Below are 15,873 nucleotides of genomic sequence, written 5' to 3' on the forward strand. Positions count from 1 at the left end.
CCGGTAACGGCCGATCTAGCCGATGGTCCACCGGCGTGGATCATGAGGCCGGACAAGGGGAAAGAGGCCGGCATGCGCAAATGGGGCGAAAACGACATTCCCGATCTGTCGAGCAAGCGGGTGCTGATCACCGGCGCCGCCAGCGGCATCGGCTTCGAAGCGGCCAGGGCGCTCGCCCGGCGCGGCGCCGAGATACTGGCGGTCGACCGGAACGAGCAGCTGGGCCGGACGATCGCCGATCGCATCGGGGCATCGACGGCCGATGCGAAGCTCGAATTCCGCATGCTCGATCTCAGCCGCCTTCAGGCCGTGAAGGATTTCGCCGCGTCGCTCGCGGCGGAAGGCAAGCCGATCGATATCCTTGTCAACAATGCGGGCATCCAGCCGATCAGCGAGCGGCGGACGAGCGGCGACGGATTCGAGCTGACCTTCGCGATCGGCCATCTCGGCCATTTCACCCTGACGGGCCTGCTGCTCCCCCTGCTGAACGCCACCCCGGCCCCGCGCGTGGTGACGGTATCGAGCCTGGTGCACGGCCAGGGGCGGTTCAACTGGAACGACCTTCAGATCGAGCGCGGCTACCGCGCCCAGCGCGCCTATAACCAGACCAAGCTCGCCAACCTGCTTTTCGCGCGCGAATTCCAGCGCCGGATCGATCAGGCCGGCAGCAATATCAAAAGCATCGCCGTGCATCCCGGCGTGGCGCAGACATCGATCGGCGCCAATCGCAAGCAGCTGGGCAAGTTCCGGCTGGCCGATCATTTCATCAGCTCGATCCTGTCGGTGGTGATGCCCTATCTCGGGCAACCGGCATCGGCAGGCGCGCTGCCGACGCTCTATGGCGCCACCGCTCCAGACGCCGAAGGCGGGGGATTCTACGGGCCGGGCGGCTTCGGCGGGATGAAGGGCGCCCCCGCGCCGGCCACGATCAAGCCTTCGGGGCAGGACATGGCAGCCGCCGGAAAATTGTGGGGCATTACGGAGGAGCTGACGGGCATCCGCTTCCAGCTCTGATCCGGCAGCGGCCCGGCCTCCTCAGGCCGCCAGCCGCGCCGAATCGAAATGGGTCCGGGCGGCCTGCAATTCCTCCAGATTGTCCTTGGTCCACTGGCAGATCACGCTCGCGGCGGAAAGGAAGGTGCGGCCCAGCCCGGTCAGCGCATATTCCACCTGCGGCGGGGCGGTGGGCAGCACGCTGCGGTCGACCATGCCGTGCCGCTCCAATCCGCGCAGGGTCTGGGTCAGCATCTTCTGGCTGATCGGGCTGGCCCGCCGCTTCAGCTCGGAAAAGCGCATGGCGCCCTCGCCCAGCGTATAGACCAGCAGCAGCGTCCATTTGTCGCCCACCAGATCCATGATCTCCAGCGTCAGCGCGGGAAAATCATCCTGCATCGCTCATCCGTCCCCATGGTTTCCATTTGGATACCAAGCGCCGCGAAGGTGCGTGGTTGCCATTGGTTTGTGCGTATCATAGCCTCCGTAAAAATACGAACTATTGCGTTTGGAGAGGTCATTTGATCGACTTTGCGGGAAAGATCGCGCTGGTAACGGGCGGCGGCGTCGGTATCGGCCGCGCCACGGCGGAAGCCTTCGCCAAGGCGGGCGCCACCGTCGTCACGATCGAGAAGGATGCCGACCGCGCGGCCGACGTGCGCGCGGCGCTGGGCGACGGGCATCTGGTGGTGGAAGGCGACGTCACGGTCCAGGCCGATGTCGACGCGCTGGCCAGGGCGATCGACGACCGGTTCGGCGGGCTGGACGTGCTGGTCAACAATGTCGGCGACTTCCTGATGATCGTGAAGCGCTTCGAGGATCATACCGACGAGGATATCGAGCGCCTCTACGCCACCAACATGCGGCAGATCTTCTCGGTGACGCGCGCGATGATCCCGCTGATCCGCAAGCGCGGGGCCGGCGGCAGCGTCATCAGCGTATCCTCGATCGAGGGCTTTCGCGGCATCCCGTTCAACAGCGTCTATTCGGCGTTCAAGACGGGCATCACCGGCTTCACCAAGAGCCTGGCGCTCGACCTCGCGCCCGAAGGCATCCGCGTGAACCTGATCGCGCCCGAGACGACCGATACGCCGCAGGTGGCGATCAGCCAGTATATCAAGCCGGAATATAAGGATCATCTGAAGCAGTGGATCCCGCTCGGCCGCTTCGGCACGCCGGAGGACATGGCGGGCGGCATCCTGTTCCTGGCGAGCCCGCTGGCCGCCTGGATGACGGGCGCGGCGCTCAACGTCGATGGGGGGGCGCTGGCGGCGGCCGGCTGGTATCGCACGGCCGAGGGCAAGTGGACCAACGTGCCGGTGATCCCCACCGACGGCCTGATTTTCTGATTTCCTGAACAAATCCCCGGAGAAAGACCATGAAGATCCTCGTTGTCGGCGGCGCCGGCATGATCGGCGGCCACGCCGCGCTCCACCTCAAGTCCAAGGGCCATGACGTCAGCATCGCCGGCCGCACCCCGCCGACCCCCGGCACCCCGCTGGGCGAGCTGCCGTTCATCAAGGTCGACTATATCAACGACACCAGCTTCCCGGCCGGCTTCGACGCGCTGGTGTTCTGCGCCGGGCAGGACGTTCGCCACATCCCGGAAGGCGAGGATAACGAGACCTATTGGAAGAAGGTCAACTCCGTGGCGGTGCCGCGCTTCTTCCAGCTCGCCAGGGATGCGGGCGTGAAGGTCGCCGTCAACGTCGGCAGCTTCTATCCGCAGGCCGCGCCCCACCTCGTCGCCGGCAACCGCTATGTCGAATCGCGCAAGGAAAGCTGCGAAGGCATCCGCGCGCTCAACGGGCCGGGCTTCCGCACGCTGAGCGTCAACGCGCCGTTCGTCGTCGGCACGGTGCCCGGCCTCGTCGTGCCGATGTTCGTCGCCTATACCCAATATGCGCAGGGCAAGTTCGCGCCCATGCCGGAATTCGCGCCGGGCGGCGGCGTCAACTTCATCTCCACCCAGTCGCTGGCCGAAGCGGTCGAAGGCGCGCTCGAACGCGGCGAAGGCGGCAAGGCCTATCTGGTCGGCGACGAGAACCTCTCCTACCAGCAATATTTCGGCTTCTTCTTCCAGGCCGCCGGGCGGGATGTGCCGCCGGTGCTGGATCAGGAGCATCCGATGCTGCCCGACGCCGCGATCTTCGCCGGCCGTGGCAACGACCTGTTCTACGAACCCGACGCCGCCGAGACCGCGACGCTCGGCTATCGCCGCAACGACATCCAGCGCACGGTCAACCAGATCGTCGCCCAATATAAGGACATGTAAGGCCATGGCGGGGCGGTTCGCCGGCAAGGTGGCGCTGGTCACCGGGGCCAGCGGCGGGATCGGGGCGGCCAGCGCCGTCCGGCTCGCCGCCGAAGGGGCGATCGTGGTCTGCCACGGCCGCGACGAGGGGCGGACCGCGGCCGCCGCGGATGCCATCCGCAAGGCCGGCGGCACCGCCCATGTCGTGATCGGCACGCTCACCGGCGATGCCGAGGCGGCGGCGATCGTCGATGCGACGCGGGCGGCGACGGGCGATGTCGACATCCTCGTCAACAATGCCGGCGGGGAATCGGCCGGCGGCGGCATGGCCGGCTGGTTCGAGGCGAGCGCCGAGGACTGGCTGGCGACCTACGATTCCAACGTCGCCTCGATGGTGCGGCTGATCCACGCCTTCACCCCCGCGATGCGGGACAAGGGCTGGGGCCGGCTGATCCAGATGTCCAGCGGCGTGGTGGACGTGCCGATGCCGATGATCCCCGATTATCAGGGCGCCAAGGCCGCGATCCGGGCGCTGACCGTCAGCCTTTCCAAGGCGCTGGCCCGTACCGGCATCACCGCCAACAGCATCAGCCCCGGCTTCGTGCTGACCGACACCAACCGCAAATGGGTGGCGGCGATGGCCGAGCGCAGCGGCGTCACCGGCGACTGGAGCGAGGTGGAACGCTGGGCCGCGCGCAAGTTCGTGCCCAACCATGCCGGCCGCCTCGGCAAGCCGGAGGATATCGCCAACGCCGTCGCCTTCCTGGCCGATCCCGCATCCGATTTCGTGAACGGCATCGATATCCGGGTGGACGGCGGGCACTAGGCTGCGGGGGACGGATCGGCGCCGCCCTCCGAAATCCGGCGGTAAGCATAAGCTGGGAGGAATAAGCGGGCCGCCTCCGGGGCAACCCGCTCATCCTTCAGGACGCCCCGAAACCGGGATGATATTCGACCCGGCCCTCCGGCGCGGGATCGGCGAATGCGATCCGCATGAAATAAGCGGCGGGCGCGCCGTCATAATATAGGGCTTCGTCCCTTTCGAAGCCGAAGCGCCGATAATATGCGGGCTCGCCCAGCACCACGCAGCCGCCGGCGCCCTGCCGCCGAAGCTCTTCGAGCCCCGCGCGGATCAGGGCGCCGCCGATGCCCGCCCTTTGCCGATCGGGGCGGACGGCCACGGGGCCGAGCCCGAACCAGCCCCCTTCCCGCCCGTCGATGGTGACGGGGGAAAAGGCGGCATGGCCCGCGATCCGGCCGTCATCGTCGACCGCGACCAGCGACAGGGCGAGCGCCCCCGCATCCCGCAGCGCGGAGATGATCGCGGGCTCGGTCCCGTCGCTATGATCCACGCCGGCGAAGGCGTCGGCGGTGATCCGGGCGATCGCGGCATGATCCTGCGGCTGTTCCTTGCGGATGATCATCCCCTGCCTCCTGCTATCGGTTATCGGGTTGCGATCGCACCGAGCGCCTGCCCAGTTCGGAAATGCGATAGGGGCTCGATTCCCTGGATTCGATCAGCCGCTTGCGCCGCAGCTTCCTGAATATGCCCAGGGTGCAATCGGAAAGGACATGACCGTCCCGCGTGAAGCAGAGGACGTCGGCGATCCGCCCCCGTTCGTCATGGCGATGACGAATGAAGCCGCCCTGAGCCAGCACGTGAAGCACGCGCTGCTCGTATCGTGAAATGTTCATTATAAGCTCGTGGATAGAACCGCACGGATGACAACCCAGGACGCGCGAAGGCGCACCCGGACGATGGTTGTCGGCAGTCTCGGTCGGCCGAGACGTCAGGCGGTTTGCACAAGCTCCAACATGAAACCCGCCCATACGACGTGGTTTCCGGCCATGTCAAACGCAGGGAGGACGGGCTTGCGCCGATGACATGACGCCGGGCGCGGCGCGCGCTATCGTCCGCCGCCATGACCGAAACCGATATGCATTCCGCCCATCCCGCCGCCGATATCGCCGCCGACATGCCTGCCCGTGTGCTGATCGTGGAGGACGATGCCGGCATGCGCGTGCTGCTGGTGCGCGCGCTGCATGGCGAGGGGATCGAGGCGATCGGCGCGCGGGACGAGAATGAGGCCTGGCCGCTGCTGGCTGCCGGCGGCATCGATCTGGTGATGCTGGACGTGATGCTGCCGGGCCGATCTGGGCTGGACATGCTGGACGACATCCGCGCGCGCCATCCCATCCTGCCCGTCATCATGGTGAGCGCGCTGGGCGGCGAGGCGGACCGGATCGCGGGGCTGGATCGCGGCGCCGACGATTATGTCGCCAAGCCGTTCAGCCGGGGCGAGCTGCTCGCCCGCGTTCGCGCCGCGCTCCGCCGGGCGCGGGCGCCCGTGGTCGCCGATATGCCGCGCGGCGACATCGCCCGCTTCGCCGGCTGGACGCTGGACCTGCGCCGCCGCACGCTCACCGCGCCGGACGGCACCGCCGTCGAGCTTTCCGGCGCGGAGCATGATTTGCTGGCGATCCTGGTGCAGCACCCCCATCGCGTGATCGGCCGCGAGCGGCTGCTGGAGCTTTCCCGCGCGCGGCGCGCCCAGGCATCGGACCGCAGCATCGACGTGCTCGTCAGCCGCCTGCGCCGCAAGCTCGGCGATTCGGATCAGGGCGACACGCTGATCCGCACCGTGCGGGGCCGGGGCTATATGCTGGCGGCGGACGTGACGCGATCCTGAGCCATTGACCGGAGGCGCCACCGCCATGCTGAAGGGATCGCGCCTGCTTTCGATCGGGCTTGCCGGCCAGATCGCGCTCGTCATCCTCGTCACCACCAGCCTTTCCTTTTTCGGCAGCGAGCTGCTCTACAAGCGGGCCGAGACCGAGCTTGTCGCATCCAGCCAGGCGGAGCGGGTCGCCGGCCGATTGGCATTGGCAGACCGGCTGATCGCCCCCCTGCCCCGCGCGGAACGGGGCGAGGCCGCCCGCCGGCTTTCGACCGACAGCCTCGCCCTGGGATGGTCCGCTGGCGCCGCGCCGCCCATGGCGGAGCCATCGCCGCATCTGCCCGTGGGCCATATCCGCAAGCGGATGTCCGAGCTGGAGCCGGGGCTGGCCCACCGCGACATCCGCATCGTCGAGGATGCCGGCGGCGGCGTGGCCGGCGCGCTCCGCCTGGGCGACGGATCAAGCATCATCTTCCGCGCCGAAGGGCGCAGCGCCCGCGTGCCCACGCTGGGCAGCCATCTGGTGTCGCTGCTGCTGCTGACCGGCGGCGTGCTGCTGGCGACGCTGCTGCTGCTGCGCGCGCTGGCCGAGCCGCTGCGCACCCTGGCCCGGGCCGCCGACCGCGCCGGGCTGGGCGAGCCGATCACCGTGCCGGAGGAAGGCCCGCCCGAGGTGATCAGCCTCGCCCGATCGGTGAACGCGATGCAGGCCCGGCTGATCGCGCTGGTGGAGGATCGCACCCAGGCGCTGGCGGCGGTCTCCCACGATCTGCTGACGCCGATCGCCCGGCTGCGGCTGCGGGCCGGCGCGCTGGAACCGGGCGAGACGCGCGATGCGATCCTGCGCGATCTGGACGAGATGCAGGCGTTCATGACCTCGATCCTCGGCTATCTGCGCGGCGCGGAGCCGGAGGCCGCCAAGCCGATCGATCTCGCCTCGCTGCTGATGACGATCGTGGACGATGCCGCCGATACCGGCGCCGACGCCAGCTATGACGGGCCGGACCGGTTGCCGGCCGTGCTGCCGCCGCTGCGCATCCGCCGCGCCGTCGCCAACCTCGTCGAGAATGCGCTGCGCCATGCCGGGCAGGCGCGGGTCCGCCTGTCGCGCGAAGCCGATGCCATCCGCATCACGATCGACGATGACGGCCCCGGCATCGCCGAGGCGGACATGGCGCATGTGTTCGAGCCCTTCCACCGGCTCGACGCCTCCCGCAGCCGGGAAAGCGGCGGGGCGGGCCTTGGCCTCGCCATCGTCGTCCGCGCGCTGGAGGGGATCGGCGCGGTCACGCTCGCCAATCGCCCCGAAGGCGGCCTGCGCGCCGAGATACGGCTGCCGGCCCGCTAGAATGCGGTCCAGCCCACCGCCATCGCCGCCCCCAAGCATAACTGTGTGGCGCGGCGGCCACTTCCTCTGTTAGCAGGGGCACATGCCCGGAACGACCGCCACCTCCGCCGCCCGTGAGATACTGACGCGCCTGCACGACGTGATGGCCGCGCGCACCAATGCGCAGGCCAAGCTCAACCAGGTGGTGAACATCATCGGCGAGGCGCTTTCGAGCGAGGTCTGCTCCATCTACCTGCTGCGCGACGGGCTGCTGGAGCTCTACGCCACGCGCGGCCTGAAGCAGGAGGCCGTGCACGTCACCCGCCTCGCGCTGGGCGAGGGCCTCGTCGGCCACATCGCCGCCGAGGTGAAGACGCTGAACCTGGACGAGGCGACCAGCCACCCCGATTTCGCCTACAAGCCCGAAACCGGCGAGGACCTGTTCCACAGCTTCGCCGGCGTGCCGATCGTGCGGCGCGAGCGCGCGGTGGGCGTGCTGGCCGTCCAGCATGCCGAGCCGCGCCGCTATGACGAGGTGGAGATAGAGGCGCTGCAGACCGTGGCGATGGTGCTGGCCGAGCTGATCGCCGGCGCCGGCCTGATCGACGAGGCTTCCCCCGGCACCGGCGGCGCGCGCGAGGCCGGGCCCGTGCGGCTTGGCGGGCTGAAGCTGGTGGAGGGCATGGGGCGCGGCCATGTGGTGTTCCACCAGCCGCGCGTGCACATCGAATATACCGTGGCCGAGGACATCGAGGTCGAGCGCCAGCGCGTCTATGCCGCCTTCCGCCAGATGCGCGAGCAGATCGAGCGGATGACCAGCCAGGCCGAATTCGGCACGGCGGGCGAGCATCAGGACGTGCTCGAGACCTACAAGATGTTCGCCTATGACGAAGGCTGGACCCGCCGGATCAACGAGGCGATCGACAGCGGCCTGACCGCCGAGGCGGCGATCGAGCGCGTGCAGCAGCGCACCCGGATGCGGATGCGCGAGATCAGCGATCCGCTGCTGGCGGACCGGATGCACGATCTGGAGGATCTTTCCAACCGGCTGCTGCGCACGGTTTCCGGCCAGCTCGGCACCGCGGCCCAGATGGGCCTGCGGCAGGATTCGATCCTGGTGGCGCGCAACCTCGGCCCGGCCGAGCTGCTGGAATATGACCGCCGCCGGCTGAAGGGCGTGATCCTGGAGGAAGGATCGCTGACGGCGCACGTCACCATCGTCGCCCGCGCCATGGGCGTGCCGGTGCTGGGCCGGGTGCGCGATATCCGCCAGATGGTGCAGGAAGGCGATCTCGTCCTGCTCGATACCGCGCAGGGCGCCGTGTTCATCCGGCCGACCGCCACGATGGAGGAGGCGTTCGACGCCAAGCTGACGCTGGGCCAGAAGCGCCGCGCCGAATTCGCCGCGATGCGCGATCTGCCGCCCGTCACCCTCGATGGCCGGCGGATCACGCTGATGGTGAATGCCGGCCTGCGCGACGACGTTTCCGCGCTGGACGTGACGGGCGCCGACGGGATCGGCCTGTTCCGCACCGAATTCCAGTTCCTGGTTTCCGCCACCCTCCCCCAGCGCGAGCGCCAGCAGCGGCTCTATCGCGACGTGCTGGAAGCCGCTGGCGACCGGCCGGTAATCTTCCGCACCGTCGATATCGGCGGCGACAAGACGCTGCCCTACATGAACCATGACGCGCATCAGGAGGAAAATCCCGCCATGGGATGGCGCGCCATCCGCCTCGCGCTCGATCGCGACGCGCTGATGAAGGCGCAGGCGCGCGCCCTGCTGGAGGCCGCCGCCGGGCGCACGCTCCACGTGATGTTCCCGATGGTTTCCGAACCGTGGGAGTTCGATCAGGCGCAGGCCCTGTTCGAAACCCAGCGCCGCTGGATCGCCGATCGCAACCGGCCCCTCCCCACCGCCGTGCAATATGGCACGATGCTGGAGGTGCCGGCGCTGGCGGAGATGCTGGACGTGCTGCTGCCGAAGCTGGATTTCCTGTCGATCGGCACCAACGACCTCACCCAGTTCCTGTTCGCCGCCGATCGATCGCATCCCAAGCTTGCCGAACGGTTCGACTGGCTTTCCCCCGCCATCCTGCGCTTCGTCGCGCGCGTTGCCGAAACGGCGCGCGCAGCCGGCGTGCCGACGGCGGTTTGCGGGGAAATGGGCGGCCGCAGCCTGGAAAGCATGGCCCTGATCGGGCTGGGCATCGAACGCTTGTCCATCACGCCCGCTGCCATCGGGCCGGTCAAGGCGATGGTGCGCACGCTGGATGCCGCGCGGCTGCGCGCGGACATGGCGCGATGGCTTGCCGAAGGCGCGCCGGACATGCGCGCCCGGCTGACGGCCTGGGCCGATGAACAAGGCGTGGCTATAAGCTGATTTTTCGCGTAAATATGGGCCGGGACGATCGTTTCGATTTGACGTCCCGGTTTGCATTTGTGACAAGGCAACAGGTGGCGCGCGCTTTTTCGGGATAATGGGATGGAGCGCCCCGGAGGTCGCATGAATGACACGACCGGCGAATTCGCCGTGGAGGCTCCCTTTACTGTAGGCGCACGCCTGGCCGAGGCGCGCAAGGCGCACGCGCTCGACCTCGCGGACATCGCCGCGCGGACGCGCGTGCCGCTGCGCCATCTGGAAGCGATCGAGGCGGGCGACATCGCGGCGCTTCCGGCCGTGCCCTACAGCGTCGGCTTCGTCCGCGCCTTCGCCCAGATCGTCGGGCTCGACGCCAACGCCCTGGCCCGCGAATTCCGCGAGGAGATGGGCGGCGGCCAGCCCGAGCGCATCATTCCCGAACCCTTCGAGCCCGCCGATCCGGCCCGCGTGCCCTCCCGCTTCCTGGTGACGGTGGCGATCGTCGTCGCGATCGTGCTCGGCGGCGCCTATGCCTTGTGGCGGAGCGGCGCCTTCACCGGATCGGGCGACGAGGAACGGGTGGCCAGCGCCACGCCGGCCCAGGGCCTGCCCGAACCGACCCCGCCGCCCGCCTCGATCGCGCCACCGGCTCCCACGCCGTCGAGCGGACCGGTGGTGCTGACCGCGCTCGAGCCGGTATGGCTGCGCGTCTCGGACGGCGGCACCCGTCTGATCGAAAAGCAGCTTAACGTCGGCGAGACGTGGGAAGTGCCGGCCACGGCCGCCGATCCCCGCATCCTCACCGGACGGCCGCAGGCCCTGCGCGTCACCGTCGGCAGCGCGGTGATCCCACCGCTGGGCGCCCCGGAACGCACGATCCGCGACGTGAGCCTGAAGGCGGATGCCCTGCTCGCCCGGCTCAATCCGCCCACCGCTTCCGCGGCCCCGGCGCCGGCAGCGGCGCTTCCCGGCGATCCGGCGCCCGTCCTGCCCAACCCGGCGCCGATCAACCCCTGATCCCTGCCACCGGCTCGGCCGTTCGCGGCCGGCATCCGGCGCGCTTTCGCGCGATCGGGGCTTGCTTCATCGCAGCGACAGCCGCCATGGAGGATGGACATCCTATCCATCAACCGAGCTGAGGGACTAATCATGCGTTTCGCGATCACCGCGGCCCTGCTGCTGGCGACGACGGCCGCGCCTCTGGCGGCGGCGCCCCAACCCGCCGATGTCGGCCAGCGCGTCGACAAGCTGGAGCGCGAGATGCGCGCGGTGCAGCGCAAGGTGTTTCCCGGCGGCAACCAGCAATATTTCGAGCCGGAGATCGCCCCTCAGCCGGCGGCGCCCGCGACCGGCGGCGTGCCCGCCAGCAACCCGCTCGCCGATCTCACCACACGGGTCAGCTCGCTGGAGCAGGAGCTGGCGCGCCTGACCGGCCAGATCGAACAGAACAGCTTCAAGATCCGCCAGATCGAAGAGCAGATGAGCCGTTTCAAGGGCGATGCCGAATTCCGGCTGAACGCGCTGGAAGGCAATCCCACCGCCAAGCCGGGCGGCAGCGCCGCGGCCCCCGTGCTGACGCCGCCCGCCCCCGGCCGTCCCGCCCAGCCCGCGCCGGAGGTCGCCCCGCCCCCGCCCGCCGCCGTCGCCTCCAGCCGCCCGGCATCGGGCGATGCGGGCGAGGATGCCTATCTTGCCGGCTACGATCTGTGGGCCGCCAAGAAATATCCCGAGGCGGAAAGCACGCTGCGCGCCTTCATCGCCAAATATCCCGATCACAAGCGCGCCAGCTTCGCCCGCAACCTGCTGGGCCGGACCTTGCTGGACAGCGGCCAGCCGGCCAAGGCGGCCCAGACCTTCCTGGAAAACTACAAGAAGCTGCCGCGTGGCGAGCGCGCGCCCGACAGCCTCTATTATCTCGGCCAGTCGCTGATGGCGCTGAAGCCGCCCAAGCCCAGCGAGGCGTGCGAGGTCTATCGCGAGCTTGACGACGTCTACGGCACGACGATCGCGGCCGCGCTCAAGGACCGCGTGACCAAGGCCAGGGCCGACGCCAAGTGCAAGTCCTGACCGGCCTTCAGGCTTTCGCGACAGGTTGATGATGCCGGCCGGATCGCCCGCCGCCGATCGGATCGATCGCTTCCAGTCCGACATCGGCAGGCTGGCCGGCGATCAGGCCCGTATCGGCCTGGCCGTATCGGGCGGGCCGGACAGCGTTGCATTGCTGCTGCTGGCGGCCGAGGCGATGCCCGGCCGGATCGCGGCCGCCACCGTCGATCACGGCCTGCGCCCGGAAGCCGCCGCCGAGGCCGCGTTCGTGGCCGGCCTCTGCGCCGCGCGCGGCGTGCCGCATGCCACGCTCGCCGTAACCGTGGCGCCCACGGGTGAGGGCGTCCAGGCCGCCGCCCGCACCGCCCGCTATGCCGCGCTGGAAGGCTGGCGCGCGGACGCAGGGCTGGCCTTCATCGCCACCGCCCATCATGCCGACGACCAGGCCGAAACGCTGCTGATGCGCGCCAGCCGGGGCGCGGGCGTGGGCGGGCTGGCCGGCATCCGGGCAGCGAACGGCGCGATCATCCGCCCGCTGCTCGGCTGGCGCCGCGCCGAGCTTGCGGCGATCGTCGCCGAAGCCGGGATCGATCCCGTCGACGATCCTTCCAACCGCGATCCCCGCTACGACCGCAGCCGGATGCGCGCGCTGCTGGCCGCCAATCCCGAGCTGGACGTGCCCGGCCTCGCCCAGGCCGCCGCCAACCTCGCCGATGCCGCCCGCGCGCTCGACTGGGCGGCCGAAAGGCTGTGGAACGAACGCGCCGGCCTGGCCGGGAACCGGGTGACGCTCGACCCTGCCGGCCTGCCCGCCGAGCTGGTCCACCGACTCGTCCGCCGCGCGCTCGCGAATCTCGACGAGGAAGGCCGGGCGGACCGAATCGCGCCGCTGATCGCGCGACTCGAGGCCGGCCAGCCCGCCTCGATCGGCGCGATTCTGGCCCGGCCGGGCGCAATCTGGACGTTCGCCCCCGCCCCACCCCGCAGATTCGGCTGAAAAAGCGGCCCCATCCCCCGGCGTTGGATTGCCATTAACCGGGGACCCCCTATCTTGGTGGCCTCGAAAGGTCAGGAACGCATGAACGACGACAAGGAACCGCAGGGCAACCCCTGGATGAAAAGCCTTCTCATCTGGGTGGGCATATTGCTCGCGCTCGTCGCGTTCGTTTCGATGTTCGACAGCTCGTCACGCCGCGCGGACGCCAGCGCCATCCCTTATTCGGAATTCCTCAACCATGTGGAGGAAGGCACCGTCAAGGATGTCGAGATCACGGGCGACGTGGTCACGGGCAAGCTCAACAACGACCAGAGCTTCCGCACCATCGCCCCTTCCGATCCGCAGCTTGTGCAGCGGCTTGCCGAAAAGGGCGTGAACTTCCGCGCCAAGGCGGAGGAGCAGGCCAGCTTCTGGATGATCCTGCTCTACCAGTCCCTGCCCTTCCTCCTGATCCTGGGCATCGCCTTCTTCGTGATGCGCCAGATGCAGAAGAATGCCGGTTCGGGCGCGATGGGCTTCGGCAAGAGCCGCGCCAAGATGCTCACCGAAAAGCATGGCCGCGTCACCTTCGACGACGTGGCCGGCATCGACGAGGCGCGCGAGGAACTGCAGGAGATCGTCGATTTCCTGAAGGACCCGACCAAGTTCGCCCGGCTCGGCGGCAAGATCCCCAAGGGCGCGCTGCTGGTCGGTTCGCCCGGCACCGGCAAGACGCTGCTCGCCCGCGCGATCGCGGGTGAGGCGAACGTGCCCTTCTTCACCATTTCCGGCTCCGACTTCGTCGAGATGTTCGTCGGCGTCGGCGCGTCCCGCGTGCGTGACATGTTCGAGCAGGCGAAGAAGAACGCGCCCTGCATCGTCTTCATCGATGAGATCGACGCGGTCGGCCGCCATCGCGGTGCCGGCCTCGGCAACGGCAATGACGAGCGCGAGCAGACGCTGAACCAGCTCCTCGTCGAGATGGACGGGTTCGAAGCGAACGAGGGCATCATCATCGTCGCCGCCACCAACCGGCCCGACGTGCTCGATCCCGCGCTGCTGCGCCCCGGCCGCTTCGACCGGCAGGTCGTGGTGCCGCGCCCGGACATCGAAGGCCGGCAGAAGATCCTCGAAGTCCATATGAAGAAGACGCCGCTCGCCCCCGATGTCGATTCGCGCACCATCGCGCGCGGCACGCCGGGCTTTTCCGGCGCCGACCTCGCCAACCTCGTCAACGAGGCCGCGCTCCTCGCCGCGCGCAAGGGCAAGCGCCTCGTCGCGATGAAGGAGTTCGAGGAAGCCAAGGACAAGGTGATGATGGGCGCCGAGCGCAAGTCCATGGTCATGACCGAGGACGAGAAGAAGGCGACCGCCTATCACGAGGCCGGCCACGCGCTCGTCTCGCTGCATGTCCCCGGCTGCGATCCGCTGCACAAGGTGACGATCATCCCGCGCGGCCGCGCGCTGGGCGTGACCTGGAACCTGCCCGAGCGCGACCGTTATTCCATGTCGATGAACCAGATGAAGGCGCGGCTCGCGCTCTGCTTCGGCGGACGCATCGCCGAACAGCTGATCTACGGCAAGGACGCGCTCAACACCGGCGCCTCCAACGACATCCAGCAGGCCACCGACATGGCCCGTTCGATGGTGATGGAATATGGCATGTCCGAACGGCTCGGCTGGCTGCGCTATCGCGACAATCAGGATGAGGTGTTCCTGGGCCATTCGGTCGCCCGCTCGCAGACCGTGTCGGAGGAGACCGCGCGCCTGATCGACCAGGAGGTCCGCCGCTTCGTCGAGGAAGGCGAGGCGACCGCCCGCCAGGTGCTCACCGAGAATCTGGACGAGTTGCATCGCCTGGCCGAAGCGCTGCTGGAATATGAGACGCTGACCGGCGAGGAAGCCAAGCACGCGATCAAGGGCGAGCGAATCGGCCGCGACGAGACGGGCGGCCACCGCCATGTGCAGATCGGCGTCGGCGGCTCCTCCATCCCCAAGAGCAAGCGTCCCGGCGGCGGCTGGGGGGATCCGGCGCCGCAAGGGGCCTGAACCCACCCGCCGTCAACCAATTGCCAGGGGCCGCTCCGTTGCGACGGGGCGGCCCTTTCTTTCAGACCGGACATGGGGGGCAGGATGCCGATCTTCTGCGATGAAAGCGGGGCGCCCGCCACGGGGGCGATGACGCTTGCCGCGGTGGCGATCAGCGACGAAGGCGCGGAGGCCCTCCTCGCCCGCTATCGCGCGGTGACGGGGCTGACCGGCGAACTGAAGGGCAGCCGCATCGATCCGATCGAGCGCGCTTATGTGCTGGAACTGATCGAGCGCTTCGGCGGCGAGGCGATCATCAGCGTCGCCACGCCCGCCCGCCATCCGGGCGAGGATAGCGGCGCGCTCGATCTCAAGACCTATTCGGCGCTGCTGGCCGATGCGATCGGCGCGCATCTGGATGCCGCACCCGGCCCGGTGACGGCGCTGATCGACGACGGCCGCTATTCCGATGCAACGCTGGCCCGCGTGCGCGACGAAGTGGAAAGGCTGATAGACCGGCACGATCCCGCCTCGCGCGCGGAACTGCGCGACAGCCGCCGCACCGCCGGCATCCAGATCGCCGACATCCTGGCCAACAGCGCCTGGAACGTCGCCACCGGCACGCTGCGCAGCGCCCGCATCGCCGTGATCCTCGAACCCTTCATCGCCAACGGCGTGATCCGCATGCGGCAGGTGAAAATTCCCTGAGGCGTCTCCCCCCGGTCCCGGCCATCGCGCCGGGACGGCGATTGAATCCACCCTGCCCCGGCCCCACATGCAACCTCCCCACCCGAGGCAACGGAAGGTGGTGCCAAGATGGTCGCGGAACTGAACCACATCATCGTCTGGTGCGCCGACACGGCGGCCTCCGCCGGCTTCCTGGCGGATATCCTCGATCGCCCGGCGCCCACCCCCTTCGGCCATTTCCGGGTGGTGGCGCTCGACAACGGCGTTTCGCTGGATTTCCTGGCGAAGGACGGCAATGTCTCGCCGCAGCATTACGCCTTCCTTGTCGGCGAGGAGGATTTCGACGCCGCCTTCGCCCGCATCCGCGAACGCGGCCTCACCTGGTGGGCCGATCCCGCCCGTTCCAGGCCGGGCGAGATCAACCGTCATGACGGCGGCCGTGGCCTCTATTTCGAGGATCCGAACGGCCATCTGCTGGAAATCATCACCCGGCCCTATGGCGGCTGATCCGCCATCGATATGGCG

General features: G+C 68.9%; 16 protein-coding genes. 13 read left to right on the top strand and 3 right to left on the bottom strand.

Annotated elements, in window-relative coordinates; translation table 11 throughout:
- The first annotated feature begins 72 nt into the window (after positions 1 to 72).
- A complete protein-coding gene (locus tag CV103_RS10595; protein ID WP_107394898.1) occupies positions 73 to 1,014 on the top strand; it encodes an SDR family oxidoreductase in 942 nt (313 codons plus the stop codon).
- A gap of 21 nt (positions 1,015 to 1,035) precedes the next feature.
- On the opposite strand, the gene CV103_RS10600 is transcribed toward CV103_RS10595, so the two are convergent.
- Entirely contained in the window at positions 1,036 to 1,392 is a 357-nt protein-coding gene (locus CV103_RS10600) for a winged helix-turn-helix transcriptional regulator (protein WP_015459982.1), read from the bottom strand.
- Positions 1,393 to 1,514: 122 nt separating this feature from the next.
- On the opposite strand from CV103_RS10600, the gene CV103_RS10605 reads away from it, so the two are divergent.
- Genes CV103_RS10605 through CV103_RS10615 form a run of 3 tightly spaced genes read left to right on the top strand, consistent with a single transcriptional unit; the run spans position 1,515 to position 4,073 of the window.
- On the top strand, positions 1,515 to 2,342 hold the full coding sequence (locus CV103_RS10605) for an SDR family NAD(P)-dependent oxidoreductase (RefSeq protein WP_107394899.1): 828 nt from the start codon (positions 1,515 to 1,517) through the stop codon (positions 2,340 to 2,342).
- A gap of 29 nt (positions 2,343 to 2,371) precedes the next feature.
- Positions 2,372 to 3,268, top strand: a complete 897-nt coding sequence (locus CV103_RS10610; RefSeq protein ID WP_015459980.1) for an NAD-dependent epimerase/dehydratase family protein — start codon at positions 2,372 to 2,374, stop codon at positions 3,266 to 3,268.
- A gap of 4 nt (positions 3,269 to 3,272) precedes the next feature.
- Positions 3,273 to 4,073, top strand: coding sequence for an SDR family NAD(P)-dependent oxidoreductase (locus CV103_RS10615; RefSeq protein WP_107394900.1), 801 nt, complete (start codon positions 3,273 to 3,275; stop codon positions 4,071 to 4,073).
- A gap of 97 nt (positions 4,074 to 4,170) precedes the next feature.
- On the opposite strand, the gene CV103_RS10620 is transcribed toward CV103_RS10615, so the two are convergent.
- Both CV103_RS10620 and CV103_RS10625 read right to left on the bottom strand, forming a co-directional pair.
- The gene (locus tag CV103_RS10620; protein ID WP_107394901.1) at positions 4,171 to 4,671 is read right to left on the bottom strand and encodes a GNAT family N-acetyltransferase; all 501 of its coding nucleotides are present in this window, start codon (positions 4,669 to 4,671) and stop codon (positions 4,171 to 4,173) included.
- Positions 4,672 to 4,684: 13 nt separating this feature from the next.
- On the bottom strand, positions 4,685 to 4,942 hold the full coding sequence (locus tag CV103_RS10625) for a YjhX family toxin (protein WP_041864968.1): 258 nt from the start codon (positions 4,940 to 4,942) through the stop codon (positions 4,685 to 4,687).
- 227 nt (positions 4,943 to 5,169) lie between these two features.
- Between CV103_RS10625 and CV103_RS10630 the strand changes: the two genes are divergently transcribed.
- The 9 genes from CV103_RS10630 to CV103_RS10670 all read left to right on the top strand — a co-directional run bounded on the left by CV103_RS10630 (position 5,170) and on the right by CV103_RS10670 (position 15,855).
- On the top strand, positions 5,170 to 5,937 hold the full coding sequence (locus CV103_RS10630) for a response regulator transcription factor (RefSeq protein WP_425443854.1): 768 nt from the start codon (positions 5,170 to 5,172) through the stop codon (positions 5,935 to 5,937).
- 25 nt (positions 5,938 to 5,962) lie between these two features.
- Positions 5,963 to 7,273 (top strand): ATP-binding protein, encoded by a 1,311-nt coding sequence (locus tag CV103_RS10635; RefSeq protein ID WP_107394902.1) that lies wholly within the window; start codon positions 5,963 to 5,965, stop codon positions 7,271 to 7,273.
- A gap of 82 nt (positions 7,274 to 7,355) precedes the next feature.
- Complete coding sequence (gene ptsP, locus CV103_RS10640; RefSeq protein WP_015459974.1) at positions 7,356 to 9,632, top strand: phosphoenolpyruvate--protein phosphotransferase; 2,277 nt, start codon at positions 7,356 to 7,358, stop codon at positions 9,630 to 9,632.
- A gap of 123 nt (positions 9,633 to 9,755) precedes the next feature.
- Positions 9,756 to 10,628: a helix-turn-helix domain-containing protein gene (locus tag CV103_RS10645; RefSeq protein ID WP_245896767.1), complete on the top strand. Its 873-nt coding sequence runs from the start codon at positions 9,756 to 9,758 to the stop codon at positions 10,626 to 10,628.
- 132 nt (positions 10,629 to 10,760) lie between these two features.
- Positions 10,761 to 11,678: a YbgF trimerization domain-containing protein gene (locus CV103_RS10650; RefSeq protein ID WP_107394904.1), complete on the top strand. Its 918-nt coding sequence runs from the start codon at positions 10,761 to 10,763 to the stop codon at positions 11,676 to 11,678.
- A 31-nt stretch (positions 11,679 to 11,709) separates the two neighbouring features.
- Positions 11,710 to 12,654 carry a tRNA lysidine(34) synthetase TilS gene (tilS, locus tag CV103_RS10655; RefSeq protein ID WP_107394954.1) on the top strand — a complete coding sequence of 315 codons (945 nt, stop codon included), beginning with the start codon at positions 11,710 to 11,712 and terminating at the stop codon, positions 12,652 to 12,654.
- A gap of 81 nt (positions 12,655 to 12,735) precedes the next feature.
- Positions 12,736 to 14,682 carry an ATP-dependent zinc metalloprotease FtsH gene (gene ftsH, locus CV103_RS10660; RefSeq protein ID WP_107394905.1) on the top strand — a complete coding sequence of 649 codons (1,947 nt, stop codon included), beginning with the start codon at positions 12,736 to 12,738 and terminating at the stop codon, positions 14,680 to 14,682.
- A gap of 84 nt (positions 14,683 to 14,766) precedes the next feature.
- Positions 14,767 to 15,369, top strand: a complete 603-nt coding sequence (locus CV103_RS10665) for a DUF3800 domain-containing protein (RefSeq protein WP_070933513.1) — start codon at positions 14,767 to 14,769, stop codon at positions 15,367 to 15,369.
- Between the two features lie 108 nt (positions 15,370 to 15,477).
- Positions 15,478 to 15,855 carry a VOC family protein gene (locus CV103_RS10670; protein ID WP_015459968.1) on the top strand — a complete coding sequence of 126 codons (378 nt, stop codon included), beginning with the start codon at positions 15,478 to 15,480 and terminating at the stop codon, positions 15,853 to 15,855.
- The last annotated feature ends 18 nt before the right edge of the window (positions 15,856 to 15,873 follow it).

The organism is Edaphosphingomonas fennica, from assembly GCF_003034225.1.
GTDB lineage: Bacteria > Pseudomonadota > Alphaproteobacteria > Sphingomonadales > Sphingomonadaceae > Sphingomonas_E > Sphingomonas_E fennica.